The following is a 16647-nucleotide window of genomic DNA, read 5'->3' as shown; positions in this document are numbered from 1 at the left end:
GCGGGCGCGACCGAGTCGACGGCCCGCCCATCCGAACGGGGAGGACATGAGCGATCGGAGCGCGAACGAGCAGAGCGCCAGGGACCGGAGCGCGAACGAGCAGGGGGTGGGCACCCCCGGTGCGGGCGTCCCGAGCGCCCCGCCCGGCCGGGGTCCGGGCGAGGACTTCCTCGACGGTCTGGAGCGGATCCTCGCGGACGCCGCGCCCACCGGCCGACGGCTGACCAGGGACGAGATCGAGTCGCGCCGGGCGCTCGGGGCGCGGGCGGCGGAGGCCGGGCACGGCTGGCGTTCGCTGGTGCGGGCGCATCTCGTGGCCGGCCGGGAGAACTGGCCCCGCGGGGCCGACCCGGACCGCGTGCTCGCCGTCGTCGAACAGGCCGTGGACGCCTTCGCCGACGGCTACGAACGCGCCCAGCGGCTCGTGGTGCGCAAGGAGGAGGCCGCCCGCCGGGAGTTCATCGACGACCTCCTCCACGGCCGCGGCGACCGGGGCCAACTCGCCGCCCGCTCCGAACGGTTCGGCCTGCGCCTGTCCCGCGCCCACGCGGTCGCCGTGGCCGAGGGACCGGAGAAGTACGACGAGACCGACCCCGTGCCCCGGCAGGTGGCGGCCGACCTGTTCGCCCGCTTCGAGAACCGCCGCATCCTGTTCACCACCAAGGACGGCCGCATGGTGTGCATCGCCCCCGGCGACCAGGACGACGTCCTCGCCCACTTCGCCAAGCGCTCCTACGCCGCCACCGGCCGCGCCCAGGTCGCCATCGGCCGCTCCCGGCCCGGCACCGTCGGCATCGGCCACAGCTACGAGGAGGCCCTCAACGCCCTGGACGTGGCCCAGCGCATGGGCCTCGACGAACCGCTGCTGCGCGCCTCCGACCTGCTGGTCTTTCCGGTACTGGCCCGGGACCGGCAGGCCCTCGTCGACCTGGTGAGCAGCACGCTGGGACCGCTGGAGCAGGCACGCGGCGGGGCCCGTCCCCTGCTCGACACGCTCACGGCGTACTTCGACACAGGGTGTGTGGCCGCCTCGACCGCCCGGCGGCTCTCCCTGAGCGTGCGCGCCCTGACCTACCGGCTGGCCCGCGTCCGCACCCTCACCGGCGTGGACCCGACCGACCCCGTCGACCGCTACACGCTCCAGACCGCGGTCATCGGCGCCCGCCTCCTCGACTGGCCGACCAGACCCCTGAGTTCCACCGAGGCGGCGCCCTAGGCACGCCCGTTCCGCAGGGTGGTGGCGGTCCGCCCCCTTCGTCGGAATCGCCCGGCACGCCCATGAGAACCGCCTGTCACTCGGCTGTCACAGGGCTATCACATGGCTGTCGTCGACAGATTCGTCTGATGAAGCAGATACTGTTCCGTCAGATACGCGGCCGCTCAGGCAGACCTCCGTGCCCCTCGGGCCCGCGTTCATCGAGCCCCCACCCCCACAGAGAAAGGGCACCCCCGTGACCAGTCTTCCCAGTCGACGACGTCTCCTGGTGACCGGAGCGGGCACCGCGCTCGGTCTCGGCGCGCTCGGCGTCACCGCGTCGTCGGCATCGGCCACCCCCGCCGAAGCGGCGCGCGACTCCGTGGCCGAGGACACCAGGACGCTCGACGAGCTGTACCGGGACGCGATCGCCGAGGGCGGCAAGCTCGTCGTCTACGCGGGCGGCGACCTCGCCGACTCGGGCAGCGGCGCAGGCGCCCGGGCCGCCTTCCGCCAGCGGTTCCCCGAGATCGACCTCCAGCTGATCGTCGACTACAGCAAGTACCACGACGTCCGCGTGGACAACCAGTTCGCCACCGACACCCTGGTCCCCGACGTCGTACAGCTGCAGACCCTGCACGACTTCACCCGCTGGAAGCGCGAGGGACGGCTGCTGCGCTACAAGCCCGCCGGGTTCGGCAAGCTGTACAAGAAGTTCCGGGACTCCGACGGCGCCTGGGTCGCCGGCGCGGTCATCGCCTTCAGCTACGTCTACGACGTCGCGGCGGCGGGCGCGAACGCGCCGCGGACTCCGCTGGACCTGGTCGACCCGCGCTGGAAGGGCGCGATCGCCTCGTCCTACCCGCACGACGACGACGCGGTGCTCTACCTCTACGCCCTCTACGCGCAGACCTACGGCTGGGACTGGATGGCCGCACTCGCCGCCCAGCAGCCGCAGTTCGCCCGGGGCTCGTTCTCGCCCAGCACCGCGATCAACAACAAGCGGGCGGTCGTGGGGGTCGGTACGGGCGGCAGCCCGACCAGCACGGGGCCGATCCGCATGGGGCGGCCCGAGGGGCACCCGTTCATGGCATGGGGCCAGCGCATCGCGATCCTCAAACAGGCCGCCAACCCGACGGCGGCCAAGCTCTTCCTGAGCTGGCAGATCTCGACCGAGCGCCAGACCTCCAACGGTTGGTCGGTCCGCACGGATGTCGCCCCGCCCGCCGGTCTGAAGCCGATCTGGGAGTACCCCGAGGCCAACGTGGACGGCTTCCCCCGCTTCATGGAGGACCGCGCCGCTGTCGAGCGGTGGAAGCAGACGTTCGCCCTCTACTTCGGTGAGGTCAAGGGCGACCCGACGCCCGGCTGGCCCGGCCTGCACCCCGGCCGCTGACCCCCTCCTCTCCTCCGGCCGCGGTCGGCGCCCGGCGGCAGCCTCCATGCCGACCAGGGTGGCGAAGCGCCCGGATCCGTCGCTCCGACGGATCCGGGCGCCCGCTCGCGGCGTCGCTGACGGGGTGGGCGCACTGTGCCGGGTGGCGGGTGGGAGGCGATGCTCCGCCACCCGGACCTCGTGCGGATCACCTCACCGCCGACGCCGCTCGGCTCATCGCACCTCCTTCGCGTACGGCGCGACCGTGATCCGGTCGATCAGCGGGGCGTAGCGGGAGCGGAGCAGCACGCCGGGGAAGGTGTCCGAGGCGTAGGTGGTGCCGTCGAAGTTGGGGAGTTCCTCGGAGCGGAAGGTGAGCGTGTTCTGACCCTTCCTCAGCTGGACGGGGACGGTCAGCTCCCAGAAGTTGTTCTGGTGGAAGGTGTGCGGGAAGGTGACCCGGCGCGTCTCGACGCCGTTGACGGCGAGGTCGGCGTGGCGGGCGAGCGGGTCCGGGTTGTAGTGGGTGGCCGGCGACTGCTCGGGGTTGGAGTAGCGGATGCGCAGCGCGTGGGTGCCCGCCCGGTCCGCGGTGACGGTGAACGTGGCGGTGTTGCCGTTGCCCGGGTCGCCGCCGATTCCGGTGATCGCGCTGCCGCCCGTGGCCAGGGAGAGGGGGCTGAGAGCGGCCGAGCCCGCGAGTTCGGCGTCCTTGGCCTCGTACGTACGCGTCGGGAGCGTGCCCTCGGTGGAGGTCACCGAGAGACGGTCCACGAGTGTGGTGGACGAACCCCCGGTCACCGTCACCTTGTTGACGCCCCCGGAGAGGGAGACCGCGACGCTGTTGCCGCCCTTGTCCAGCCGCAGGACGTCCTGGCCGTTGACGGAGACCCGGGCGCCCGCCCCCTTCAGGGTGTCGACCCGGAGGGTGGCCTCGCGGTCGGCGGGGGAGTACACCCAGAACGTGGCGGTCCCCTTCTTCGGGAGCCGGGCCGCGCCCGATCCGGTGGCCGCCCGCTTCGGCGGGTCGTAGACGGGACGTGCGCCGCCGCCCAGCCAGGCGAGTTCGCCCTCGTACACCTGGGTGCGGGCGGAGGCGTCCGGCAGGGTGAGGACGAGGCGGTCGACGATGGCGTCGCCCTTGGTGGCGCGCTTGCCGTCGGCGCTCCTCGCGGCGAGCGTCAGGGTGTGCTTGCCCTTGGTGAGACGGACCGTGGTGTCGGTGTGGTCCCACACCACCCACTTGTATCCCAGCGGGAGATGCAGCTCCTGCTCGTCGTCCGACCCGCCGTCGACGCGGAGGAAGACGTTGGTGGGGCCCTGGTCCTTGACCTTGTCGAAGGTGTTGAGGGAGTTGGCGAAGACGCTCAGGTCGTAGGTGCCGTCCTCGGGCACGTCCACGGTGAAGTCGAGCGTCATGTCCGAACCGGTGCGCAGGCCGCCGACGTTGTAGCCGCCTGAGGTGTAGAACTTCGACACGTCGCGCGGGGAGCCCTCGGGGCCGTTCTTCGAGTAGCCGGAGCCGGTGTGGGCGGCGTCCTCCGCCTCGTACGCGTGCTGCCAGCGCGCCGGCGCGTCCTGGGTGGCCCTGGCCTTCCCGGCGGGGCTGAGCACGATCTCGTACGCCGAGGACTCCTTCAGGGACGGCAGGGTGCCGTCGCCGAAGTCGACGGAGACCGTGCCGTCGTCGGCGACCTTCAGCTCCGTCTCCGTGAGCAGCCTCGGGCCGGAGCTGTCGCCGAGCTGCCCGCTCCACTCGATCTCGCGGACCCAGGCGTGGACGGCGCCGCCGAAGATCTTCTTCGGGACGCCGGCGAAGGTGATGTGTCCCTTGCCGGTGGAACCGCCGAAGATCAGCCGGGCCTGCCTCTTCTTCTCGTCGAGTGTGCCGACGCCCTGCATGGTGTAGTTCTCGCCGGGGAACGGCGGGTCCACCGTCACCGTGTGCCCGCTCATCGAGGCGTACGCGTTGAGCAGCCACCACTGGCCGTTGCCGCGGTTCGACTGCACGGCGGAGTCGGAGAGGTTGCCGTCGATGTTCCAGTACGCGATGTCGGCGTCCACCTTGGACTCCTCGATCGCGGACACCCACTGGATCATCTGGCCGGGGACCGAGGTGTGGTAGTTGAAGGCGTACTCGTTGATGTTGATGGGCAGTTCGGTGCCCTCGCGCGAGGTGCCCGCGAACAGGTCCTTCTCCCATCCCCGGTACTTGGCGACGCTGTCGCGCACCGCCTCGGGGTGGCTCAGCTCGTGCCAGGTGACGACCTCGGGGAGGGTGCCTTCGGCCAGGGCGTGCGCCATGAAGCCCTTCACCTGGTCGTACAGGACGCTGGTGTTCGGGCCCGCGATCCGGGCGTCCGGCATCTTCTTCTTGATCAGTCTGTACGCGGAGTCCCAGGCGGCGAAGAAGGCGTCGGGGTCGTCGAGCCAGCTGACCTTGTCGTAGCTCCACTCGCCGGTGCCGAACATGTTGCCCTCGGGCTCGTTGAACGGCACGAAGACGATGTTGTCCTGGTACTCCTCCGGCAGCCGGAGCACCTGGTCGACCTGCGTGGCGATCTTCTCCTCGTAGAGCTTGAGCTTCTCCGCAGGGGTGTCGCCCGGCCACTGGTACGGGAAGCCGCGGTGGATGTCGGTCATGTAGATGTACACGTCGCCGTCGGTGGAGTCCGCCAGCGGCTTCACCACCTCCAGCGCGTCGGCGCCCGGGTGCTGCGGGCCGTCCTGCGCCTTGGTGGAGACCGTGCGCAGCCCCATGCCCTCGATGAGGTTGTTGGTGGGCACGTCCGGCCCGTACACGCCGTAGAGGGTGCCGGAGGCGCCGCCGTGGAACGCGCCGGTGTCCGAGGCGAGGTCGACGGTGAGCTGACCTTCCCGGACCACGGCCACGGTCGCCTCCACCTCCCGTCCGGCCGCGAGCCCGGCCACCGTGAACGTACCGGGCCGGGCGTACTTCTCCTCGGGCACGGCGTCCCAGACGATCGGTGTGTCACGGTCGTAGTCGTCGGAGTAGGAGGAGCGGACCGACGCGGGCAGGGACGGAGCGGTGCCGGTGGTGGTGCGCACCTCGAAGGACGTCCGTGACAGGGCCCGGAGCGTGGGGATGTCGCCGACCACCTGCGCCACCTGCTCGGCGCTCAGCGCCGAGTGCCACACCGTGAAGTCGTCGATCACGCCCTGGAGCAGCGGGTCCGGCCAGAAGGACTTGCCGATGTAACCGGCGGCGGTGGCCGAGGCGTCCAGCAGTTCCTTGGCCTTGATACCGGTCTTCGCGGAGGAGACGGCCACACCGTCGAGGTAGGTGGTGACCCGTCCGGCGGCGGTGTCGAGGGTGACCGTGACCGTCCGCCAGGCATCGGCGGGGAGCGCCGCGTACCCGGAGACCTGGGACTCCGCGCCCCCGCCGCCGGTGGTCACGGCGGTGCGCAGCACGCCGCCGTTGTTGGAGGGGGTGGTGAAGAGGTACTTCGTGGTGTCGGTGCCCAGGTCGAAGATCCGCTGCCAGGACGACTTGTCGCCGCCCCATCTCAGGCGTGCCGACACCGTCAGGTCGGTCGCGTCGCCGACCACGGCCCGGGGCAGGCGGACGTACGCGCCGTCGGACGTGGGCGCTCCGCCGGGCAGGGCGAGCGCCCTGCCGCCGCCCGTGCCCTCGACGGACCGCGCGGTGGAGCCGTTGACCAGGCTCGCCGTCAGACCGTTGCCGGAGACGTCCGTGATCTTCCCGGACGTGAGGTCGTCCTCGTCGAAGGTGTAGCGGGCCGTGGGCTCGGGCGCGTCGGCCGCCTGGGCGGGGACGGACGGCGAGACCAGCACGCCCGCGCCGAGCGCCAGTGCCACGGCGGCCGGGGCCCGGCGCCGGGCAGATCTGTCAGCGGATGACATGGAGTGCTTCCTCGATCCTGTGAGTGAGGGGGTCCCGGTCGGCCCGCCTCGGCCCGGCTCGGCCCGGCCGTTCGTGCGCGTGCCGGGGCGGTGAGGCGGGTTCGAGGGGGCGGGCGATGCGGAATCGGTTCGATCGGCCGCGCTCCGGGGCGGGGCTGCCGACCCGACTGGCCGTGACGGCGCTCCCCACACCAGGAAGCTGTGCGGGGCGGGGCCCCCGGCCGCCGGAGGATCACTGCATCGAACCGGTTCGCAGGAAGTTAGCACCGGGGAAATCGCACAGCAATACCTTCGACACGAGCAAGGCCGCGACGGTGCGGGGGACGTCCGGATTGCCGCGCTGTGGTGCGAAGTGCCGCGCGAGGTGTTGACAGCCGCCCGGCCTGTTCCTACCTTCACTTCACGCGAACCGGTTCGACAACCGGGGAGCGTGCCCTCCTCGGTCCACCCACCCACGCGGTTCGCGAGCTCCGCTACCGTGGAGCGCCGAACCGGTTCGAGCAAGGAGCCCTCCGTGAACATCGGTGAGATCGCCCGGCGAGCCGGTGTCTCGCGGAGCACCGTGTCCTACGCGCTGAGCGGCAAACGCCCCGTCTCGGACGACACCCGCCAGAAGATCCAGCGGGTCATCGACCAGCTGGGCTACCGGCCCAACGCCAGCGCGCGGGCCCTGGCCAATGGGCGGACCAGCACGATCGGCCTGGTCTTCCCGCCGGCCGGCAACCACTACACGGGCATGCAGCTGGACTTCATCGGCAGCGTGGTGGAGGCCGCCGCGGCCCACGACTACGACGTGCTGCTGTCGCCCAGCGGCGTCGACAGCGACCGTTCCTTCCAGCGGCTGCTGGGGGAGCGGCGGGTCGACGGCGCGATCCTCATGGAGATCAGGCTGGAGGACGACCGGGTCGATCACCTGGCCGACCTGGACTTCCCCTCCGTCGCCATCGGCCGCACCGCACGGCCGGAGGGCGGCTGGTGGGTGGGCCTGGACCACACCGCGCTGGCGGAGGCGTGCGTCCACCACCTCGCGGACCTCGGCCACCGCAGGGTCGCCTTCGTCAACCGCCCCGAACAGCTCCTGCGGGCCGGGTACGAGTCCGCGCACCGGGGGCTGGACGGGTTCACGAAGGCCGCGGCCGAGCGTGGGCTGACCGTGCGGTCGTACACCTGCGGGGACGACGCCCGCTCCGGGCAGGCGTGCCTGGAGCGGATCCTGCGCGACGACCCGGCGACCACGGGCCTGGTCACGCTGAACGAGGCGGCGCTGGGCGGCCTGTACCGGGGGCTCGCCCGGGCCGGCCGCCATGTGCCGCGCGACTTCTCCGTCACCGGGGTGGTCGCCGGCCGGTGGGCGGAGACGGTGACCCCGCAGCTCACCGCGGCGGACGTACCGGCGGAGGAGATGGGCCGCCTCGCCGTCGACCTCCTCGTCGAGCGGCTGGACGACCCCGACGCGCCGCCCCGCAGCCACCTGCTCGTACCGCCGATCTCCCTGCGGGCCAGCACCGGTCCCGTCCTCGGCACCACCTGAACCCGAAACCCGACCTCCCGCCCGCCGCAGGCTCTGTCCTCCCGCCTGCCCGCAGGCCCCGACCTCCCGCCACGCCGACCTCCCGCCACGCCGACCTCCCGCCACGCCGGCATCCTGACCTGCCGAAGGCCTGCGCCTCCTGACCGGCCCAGGGCGTCCGCCTCCTGACGCACCGAAATCCCCACCGGCCCCACCGCCGCCGTTCGGCGTACCCCGGTTCCCCCCGTCATCCCTCCCTCTCACGGCACACCCATGCCTGAAACTAAGGAACCCGCCATGCACAGCACCTCCAGACAGCGCCGTCTGACCGCCGCGGCGCTGACGGCCCTGGCCGTGGCCGTCAGCGCCACCGCCTGCTCCTCCGGCTCGGGCAGCACCGGCGCCAAGGACGCGGACAGCGGCACGTACACCGTCTGGGACCCGTACCCGCAGTTCGCCAAGGGCTCGGCCTGGACGAAGCTGCTGGACAAGTGCGGCGCCGACGCGGGAGTGAAGATCAAGCGGACCGGCTTCGACACCAGCGACCTGCCCAACAAGACCCTGCTGGCGGCCCAGCAGGGCAACTCCCCGGACGTCCTCATCGTCGACAACCCGGTGGTCTCGACCCTGGCCGAGGCGGGCGTGCTCACCACGACCGACGACAACAAGCTCGACACCTCAGCGGTGGACACCAACCTGCTCGCGGCCGGCCAGTCCGGCGGCAAGACCTACGGCATGCCGATCGGCGCCAACACCCTCGCCCTCTACTACAACAAGGAGGTGCTGGAGAAGGCGGGCGTCGACATCGCCTCGGTCAAGGACTGGAAGTCGCTGACGGCGGCGCTGGCGAAGGTCAAGAAGGCCGGCAAGAAGGGGATCACCTTCTCGGCGATCGGCACGGAAGAGGGCAGCTTCCAGTTCCTGCCCTGGTTCTGGGGCTCGGGCGCACAGCTCACCGCACTCGACTCCGCCGAGGCCGCCTCCGCGCTGTCCCTCTGGAAGGGCTGGCTCGACAAGGGCTACGCCCCCAACTCGGTCATCAACAACACCCAGACCACCAGCTGGCAGGAGTTCGCCACCGGCGACTACGCGTTCAGCGAGAACGGCACCTGGCAGCTCGCGGGCGCCGACAAGGCCGGCTTCGACTACGGCGTGATACCCGTCCCGGCCGCCGAGGGCGGCAACGCGGCGGCCCCGACCGGCGGAGAGTTCGTGACCGTCCCGGTCCAGAAGGACGCCGCCCGCTACGCCACCTCTCAGAAGCTGGTCACCTGCCTCACCAGCACCGACAACCTCTACGACACCGACACCACCCTGTCCTACGTCGCTCCCACCACCGAAGTCCAGGACAAGCAGGTCGCGGCGAACGCCGACCTGAAGCCGTGGGTCGACGCGGTCAGGGCGGCCAAGGGCCGTACCAGTGACGACCTGGGCACCAAGTACCCCAAGATCTCCGAGCAGATGTGGAAGGCCGTCCAGTCCGCGCTCAGCGGCGCCGAGTCGCCGAAGGACGCGCTGGCCAAGGCCCAGTCGGCCGTCAAGTAACCAAGGATGCGCGGGCCGACGATGAACGACACGAAACAGCTCCCGGACCGCCGGTCCGCGCACGACCGGGGCGGGGCGGCCACCACCGCCCCGCCACGGGCCCGCGCGCGCGAGAGGCGCCGTCCGACCTCCTCGCAGTGGGCCGCCTGGGCCTTCCTCGCCCCGGTCACCCTCTACCTCGCCCTCTTCTACGCCTATCCCCTCTACCGCAACCTCGACCTGAGCCTGCGCGACTACACCGTCCGCTCCTTCGTCGACGGCGACGCGCCCTTCACCGGCCTGGCGAACTACCAGAAGGTCCTCGACGACCCGACCTTCGCGCCCGCCCTGCTGCACACCGTCGTCTTCACCGCCGTGTGCCTGGTCTTCCAGTACGCCATCGGCCTGGCGCTCGCGGTCTTCTTCAACCAGCACTTCCGGCTCTCCACCACCCTGCGGGCCCTGTTCCTGGTGCCCTGGCTGCTGCCGCTGATCGTGTCCGCCTCCACCTGGTCGTGGATGTTCAACAGCGACTCCGGCATCGTCAACACCGCCCTGCACGCCGTCGGCATCGGCCCGGTCAACTGGCTGACGTCACCGGACTGGTCACTGCCCTCGGTGATCATCGCGAACATCTGGATCGGCGTCCCGTTCAACCTGGTGGTGCTCTACAGCGGTCTGCAGTCCGTCCCCGGAACGCTGTACGAGGCCGCGGCCCTCGACGGGGCGAACGCCTGGCAGCGGTTCTGGCGCATCACGTTCCCCCTGCTGCGCCCGGTCTCCGCCATCACCCTGCTGCTGGGCCTCGTCTACACCCTCAAGGTCTTCGACATCATCTGGATCATGACCAAGGGCGGCCCGGCGGACTCGTCCACCACCTTCGCCACCTGGTCCTACCAACTCGGCTTCGGCAACCTCCTGCCCGCCTTCGGCCCCGGCGCGGCCGTCGGCAACCTGCTCGTGGTCGCCGCCCTGGTCTTCGGCCTGGTGTACGTCCGGGTCCAGCGAAAGCAGGCACTGTCATGACGATCGCCCAGGCGGCCCCGAGGCGGCGCCGCGGCAGCGCGGGAAAGACGGCCCTCGGCCTGCTGCTCACCGGGGTCATGCTCTTCCCGGTCTACTGGATGGTCAACGTCTCCTTCACCCGCGACCAGGACATGCGCAAGAGCCCGCCGGACCTGTTCCCGACCCACGGCACCCTGGCCGGCTACCGCACCGTGCTCGACGAGCAACTGCCCTACCTCGGCACCAGCCTCGTCGTCGCCCTCGGCACCGTCGTCCTGACCGTGGCCCTGGCCGCGCCCGCCGGATACGCCCTCGCCAAGCTGCGCCCACGCGGCGGCGGCCTGCTGAGCTTCGTCCTGCTGGCCGCCCAGATGATCCCCGGCATCATCATGGCGATGGGCTTCTACGCCATCTACCTCCAGCTCGGCCTGCTCCAGTCCGTGCCCGGCCTGATCGTCGCCGACTCCACCCTGGCGGTCCCCTTCGCGGTGCTCATCTTCACCGCGTTCATGTCCGGCATCCCCGGCGAACTGCTCCAGGCCGCGCAGATGGACGGGGCGCGGGCCCTGCGCACCTTCTGGTCGATCGTCCTGCCGATGAGCCGCAACGCCGTCGTCACCGTCTCGCTGTTCGCGTTCCTGTGGTCCTGGTCCGACTTCGTCTTCGCCAACACCCTGGTCAACGGCGGCACCCACGAACCGATCACCCTCGGCATCTACCACTACATCGGCAACAACAACCAGGAGTGGAACGCCATCATGGCCACCGCCGTCGTGGCGTCACTGCCCGCCGCGGTCATCCTCGTCCTCGCCCAGCGCTATGTGGCCGCCGGTGTCACCACCGGCGCCGTCAAGGACTGAAACCCCCACCCGCCAGACCCGCCACGACCGCCGGCGCCCTCCCGCGCCGGCCGGTCGGCACCCCCTGCTCCAGAAACGAGTCACGCCACATGACCGCCGCCCGATCCGGCCCGGCCTTCTCCGTCCACGACATCCCGTTCAGCGCGTACGGATCCTGGTTCGACATCTCCCCCGTGGTGGCGGAGAAGACCTACGCCGAGGACCTCCACCTCGTCTCGCACCAGAACGGCATGCACGGCGTGCTGCGTCTGGTCCCCCTGGACCCGGCGACGGGTGATCGGGCCGAGACCCGCGTCGAGGCGACGCCGGGCCTGCTCACCTGGACCGACGGGAAGGGCCGCGTCGAACTCGCCTACGAGACACCGGACACCGTACGCCTGCGCGGCAGCGGCACGCACTTCGGCGTCCTCGCCGCCGCGCGGACCCTGACCCCGTTCAGCGGCACGTACTTCTTCCACGACCCGGCGGCGAACGCGCATGTCTTCACCTCGTACGAGACCGGCCGCCGCTACCGCGTCACCCTGCTGTCCGGCGTCCTCGCGGACACGGTCGGTGACCAGGCCCTGGGTGGCGCCGACCGAGGTGTCACCGTGTCCGCGCGGGGTGGCGGCGACTGGGAGATCGCGATCGAGGAGTTCGACACCGCCCGCCCCCCGTACGTGTCCTCGGCGCCCTTCGACGCCGTCACGGCCGCCGCACACGCCGCCTTCGCGGACTTCGTCGACACCGTGGCCCCCTGGCGCTCGGAGGCCACCCCGGCCGCCGAACTCGCCGCCTACGTCGTCTGGTCGGCGACCGTCGCCGCGCAGGGCCTGGTCACCCGGCCTGGCGTGCTGATGTCCAAGCACTGGATGGACAAGGTCTGGAGCTGGGACCACTGCTTCAACGCCCTCGCCCTCGCGCCGGGCCGCCCCGAACTGGCCCTGGACCAGTTCCACCTGCCCTTCGACCACCAGGACGAGAGCGGCGCCCTGCCGGACTCGGTCACCCACTCCGAGGTGCTGTACAACTTCGTCAAACCGCCCATCCACGGCTGGGCCTTCGGCCATCTGCGCCGCACCCTGCCGACCCCTCCTGACCGGACCGAACTCGCTTTGGCGTACGAGCGCCTGGAGCGCTGGACCGACTTCTGGCTCACCGCCCGGCGTGCCCCCGGTGCCGACCTGCCCCACTACCAGCACGGCAACGACAGCGGCTGGGACAACGCCACCACCTTCGACCCCGAGCGGGTGGTCGTCACCGCCGACCTCGCCGCCTTCCTCGTCCTCCAACTCCACGAACTCGCGTCCCTGGCAGCGGAGTTGGGCAAGGGGGACGAGGCCGCACGGTGGACGCGCACGGCCGCGGAGACCCAAGCCGCGCTGCTGGACCAGCTGTGGAACGGCGACAGGTTCGTCGCCCGCTCGGCCGGCACCGGGGACACCTGGAGCAGCGCCGGCCTCCTCGACCTGATGCCCATCGCGCTCGGCGAGCACCTGCCCGCCGAGGTCGCCGGCACCCTCGCCGACCACATCAAGGCACATCTGACCCCGTACGGCCTCGCCACCGAACTGCCCACCTCACCGCACTACGTGGCCGACGGCTACTGGCGCGGCCCGATCTGGGCACCCGCCACCGTCCTCGTCGAGGACGGCCTGCGCCGCGCCGGACACGAACGCCTCGCGGACGACATCAGCGCCCGCTTCCGCGCCCTGTGCGAGACCCACGGCTTCGCCGAGAACTTCGACGCCCTCACCGGCACCGGCCTGCGCGACCGGGCCTACACCTGGACCGCGAGCAGCTACCTCCTGCTCGCCCATGACCACCACCTGCGCGCGGAGGCCGCGACCGGCGCCACTCCCGACCGACGCACGCGCTAGGGCCGCGGCACCAGCACCCACCCACACGTCCGGCACGGGGGCCGGAGCAGCACATACAAGCCCCATCCTGAAGGAACGTGAGCACATGCGAAGACTCGGGCAGAGCCGCTCGGCCTCGAGACGGCTTCTTCACGGCATCACCCGGACACTGCTTCCGCTGACCGTCCTGGCCGGCCTCACCACCGCGATCGCGGCGCCGGCCGCCGCCGCGGACCCCACCCTCACCGTCGACCTGGGCACCACCACCGGAGCCTTCCGCGGTGGCGCCTCCGGAGTGCTGTACGGCCTGTACGGCCCGGACGTGCCGACCAACAACCTCATCGAGGGGATGGGGGTGCAGACCACCAACACCAAGTACCAGGACGGACAGCAGCACCCCGGATCGGACGCCCTGGAGATCGCCGATCCGTTCGTGGACAGCGGCGGCGGGGACGTCTTCATCTACATGACGGACGTCTACCGGGCCAACTACGAGCGCACGAGCTACGCGGCCTACCAGGAGACGATGCGCACCCAGGTGGAGCAGGCGAAGGCCAGCCCCCACGCGAGCCACATCGTCTTCGTCCCCTACAACGAGCCCGACCTGAACTGGTTCAGCGGCATGCGCACCAACTCCACCGCGCTGAACAACTTCAACGCGGAGTGGCGCCAGACGTACAACTTCATCAAGGGCATCTGGCCCGAGGCGCGGCTGGCGGGGCCCAACACCTCCAGCTACACCTCCTCCTCCCTCAGCGGCTTCCTGAACTACTGCAAGACCAACAACTGCCTGCCCGACGTGGTCACCTGGCACACCCTGGGCAGCCCGGCGGACGTGCGCAGCACCGTCGACTCCTACCGCGCGGTGGAGACCGCCGCCGGCATCACCTCGCCGATCACCGTCAACCTCAACGAGTACGCCCACCGCTACCACCTGACCGACCCAGGTCAGATGGTGCAGTGGATCTCGGCCATCGAGGACAAGAAGATCGACGGCAACCTGCCGTACTGGAACATCAACGGCAACCTCGGTGACTCCGCCGCCGCCCAGAACACCCCCAACGCCCAGTGGTGGCTCTACAACTGGTACAGCTCCATGAGCGGCGACACCGTCAAGGTCACCAGCTCCGGGAACAACGCCGCCTACACCCTGCAGGGCCTGGCGAGCCTGGACACGGGCAAGAAGCAGGCCCGCGTCATCCTCGCCGGGGGAGGCACCAGCGGCGCCTCCGACACGGTCATCAAGAACATCGATCCCGCGGTCTTCGGCGACACCGTGCACGTGAGTGTCTTCCAGGACCGCTACAGCGGCTACCTCGGCGCGGCGGCCACGCCGACCCGGCTCTCCGACGCCGACGTCGCCGTGGGCTCCGACGGTTCGATCACCGTCCCCATCACCCTCGACGCGATGTCCGCGTACCAGGTGATCGTCTCCCCGGGCGGCACCGGCTCCGCCACCCCCTCCGACAGCACCTGGACGGGCACGTACGAGGCCGAGAGCGCCACACTCAGCGGCAGCGGCTACAACATCAACACCGAGGGCACGACCGGCAACGTCGGCAAGTTCCCCGCCTCGGGTACGAAGGACGTCGGCGGTCTGCGCACCGGCTCCACCACGGTGATCTCCTTCCCCGTCTCCGTCCCCACCACCGGCGACTACGACCTGTCGGTGTTCGGCAGCAGCTACGCCAAGGACGCCGAGGTCAAGGGCCCGACCGACGTGTACCTGCGGGTCGACGGCGGCGCCTCGAAGAGGGTCGACATCCCGGTGGGCTTCCAGTGGGTGGTGTGGGGCCACAGCGACACCACCGTGCACCTCACCGCCGGCAGCCACACCATCACCCTGGCCACCACCGGCGACAACGGCGCGAAGACCGACGGTGACGCCATCATCGACAAGATCGACCTCCGGTACCGGGACGCCGACGTCCAGGGCACCACGCTCCACGAGGCCGAGCAGGCCACCCTCTCCGACAACGGCAGCACCACCTACACCTCCCAGGGCCAGTCCGGCGCCGGCGCGGTGAACCTCACCTCCGGCAAGTCGGCGACGTTCTGGGTCTACTCGGCGCGTGACGGCTACGCGGACCTCACGGCTCGCTTCCGCAACACGGGCCGGGCCGACCTCACCGTCAACGGCAGGGCCGCCGACGACCAGACCCTCTCCGGCGCGACGCCCGACGCCTGGTCCACCTCCACCAACCGGGTGTACCTGAAGGCCGGCATCAACAAGGTGGAGGTGACCGGCGCCGGCGGCACCCTCGCCCTGGACGACCTGGCCGTCACCCCGTTCGGCGCCACCTCCGCCGTCACCACCGGCAACGTCGTCACCTACCAGGCCGAGGACGGCACCCTCACCGGCACCGCCGACGTCTCCACCAGCTACAGCCAGGCCGACGGCGGCGTCGTCACCGGCATCTCCGACGGAACCGCCAACTCCCTCACCCTCGACGTCGACGCGCCCTCGGCCGGCACCTACGCCATGACGATGCGCTATGCCAACGCCGAGGAGCTGCCCTCCAACCACTACAACCCCGACCTGTACGCCGAGCACGCCGACGTCAGCGTCAACGGCGGCGACGCCACCCGCGTCCACTTCGCGAGCACCCTGCACTGGAACCAGTTCGCCGACCACACCGCCCACGTCACCCTCAAGAAGGGCGCCAACACGGTCAAGTTCACCTCTTCACAGCTCTACGACTGGGACGGCACCACCATCGGCAAGGTGTACTCGGGCGGCGGCAGCGACATCGGACAGCCCATGCGCTCCAGCTCCGCCCCGCACCTCGACCAGGTCTCCTTCGCACCGGCGAGCCTGCACATCGGCGCCCCGGCCGCCTTCTCCTCCACCGCGGTGGCCCAGCACAGCGGCCTCTGCCTCGAAGATCCCGCCAAGTCCACCGCGGACGGCACCCAGTACCGGCAGAACACCTGCGGAAGCGGCGAGGAGCAGGTCTTCGACTTCCACCGTGTCTCCGGCACGACCGACACCTACACCGTCGTCAACCACTCCAGCGGCAAGTGCCTGGACGTCGCGGGCATCTCGACGGCCAACGGCGCCGCCGTCCAGCAGTGGACCTGCCACGGCGGCACCAACCAGCGGTTCAGACTGGCGGCGGTGACCGCGCTCGGCAACAGCCACGACTACCAGCTCGTCGCCGTCCACAGCGGCAAGTGCGTCGACGTCAGCACCATCTCGACCGCACCCGGCGCCCTCGTCCACCAGTGGCCGTGCGACACGGGGAGCACCCTGACCACCAAGAAGAACCAGATCTGGAGGCTCACCGGCAAGGACTGACCCGACGACGGTTCAGGGAAGCCGAAGTGGCGCCGCACCCCGTCCGGCGGGGGGCGGCGCCACTCGCACATCAGCTGTCCCGGAACGGTCCTCCGGATGTTTCACGCTGCACGGGACTCCGCAGAGGGGGAGGAGTCAGCGCCCGAAGTGGTGC

The 16647-nt window shown here is 70.8% G+C and carries 9 protein-coding genes; 8 read left to right on the top strand and 1 reads right to left on the bottom strand.

The genetic code is table 11. The annotated features are described in order from the left end of the window. The first annotated feature begins 46 nt into the window (after window positions 1–46). Complete coding sequence (locus tag RM704_RS26025) at window positions 47–1216, top strand: PucR family transcriptional regulator (RefSeq protein WP_311591298.1); 1170 nt, start codon at window positions 47–49, stop codon at window positions 1214–1216. 235 nt (window positions 1217–1451) lie between these two features. Further along, on the top strand, window positions 1452–2591 hold the full coding sequence (locus RM704_RS26020; RefSeq protein WP_033525254.1) for an ABC transporter substrate-binding protein: 1140 nt from the start codon (window positions 1452–1454) through the stop codon (window positions 2589–2591). Between the two features lie 213 nt (window positions 2592–2804). Here the strand turns inward: RM704_RS26020 and RM704_RS26015 are convergent, their stop codons facing one another. Then, window positions 2805–6458 carry a LamG-like jellyroll fold domain-containing protein gene (locus RM704_RS26015; RefSeq protein WP_052146230.1) on the bottom strand — a complete coding sequence of 1218 codons (3654 nt, stop codon included), beginning with the start codon at window positions 6456–6458 and terminating at the stop codon, window positions 2805–2807. 514 nt (window positions 6459–6972) lie between these two features. Between RM704_RS26015 and RM704_RS26010 the strand changes: the two genes are divergently transcribed. The 6 genes from RM704_RS26010 to RM704_RS45635 all read left to right on the top strand — a co-directional run bounded on the left by RM704_RS26010 (window position 6973) and on the right by RM704_RS45635 (window position 16493). Continuing rightward, window positions 6973–7989: a LacI family DNA-binding transcriptional regulator gene (locus tag RM704_RS26010; protein ID WP_033529458.1), complete on the top strand. Its 1017-nt coding sequence runs from the start codon at window positions 6973–6975 to the stop codon at window positions 7987–7989. A 276-nt stretch (window positions 7990–8265) separates the two neighbouring features. Next, window positions 8266–9513, top strand: coding sequence for a sugar ABC transporter substrate-binding protein (locus RM704_RS26005; RefSeq protein ID WP_033529457.1), 1248 nt, complete (start codon window positions 8266–8268; stop codon window positions 9511–9513). Window positions 9514–9534: 21 nt separating this feature from the next. Beyond that, on the top strand, window positions 9535–10518 hold the full coding sequence (locus RM704_RS26000) for a carbohydrate ABC transporter permease (RefSeq protein ID WP_033529456.1): 984 nt from the start codon (window positions 9535–9537) through the stop codon (window positions 10516–10518). Next, on the top strand, window positions 10515–11357 hold the full coding sequence (locus tag RM704_RS25995) for a carbohydrate ABC transporter permease (protein WP_033529455.1): 843 nt from the start codon (window positions 10515–10517) through the stop codon (window positions 11355–11357). Before RM704_RS26000 ends, RM704_RS25995 begins: the two co-directional genes overlap by 4 nt. A gap of 89 nt (window positions 11358–11446) precedes the next feature. Beyond that, on the top strand, window positions 11447–13216 hold the full coding sequence (locus RM704_RS25990; RefSeq protein ID WP_033529454.1) for an amylo-alpha-1,6-glucosidase: 1770 nt from the start codon (window positions 11447–11449) through the stop codon (window positions 13214–13216). Window positions 13217–14603: 1387 nt separating this feature from the next. After that, a complete protein-coding gene (locus tag RM704_RS45635) occupies window positions 14604–16493 on the top strand; it encodes an RICIN domain-containing protein (protein ID WP_438828951.1) in 1890 nt (629 codons plus the stop codon). Window positions 16494–16647: the final 154 nt, after the last annotated feature.

The organism is Streptomyces gottesmaniae (assembly GCF_031845845.1).
GTDB lineage: Bacteria > Actinomycetota > Actinomycetes > Streptomycetales > Streptomycetaceae > Streptomyces > Streptomyces akebiae.
This window is presented reverse-complemented; position numbering and strand designations above follow the sequence as displayed.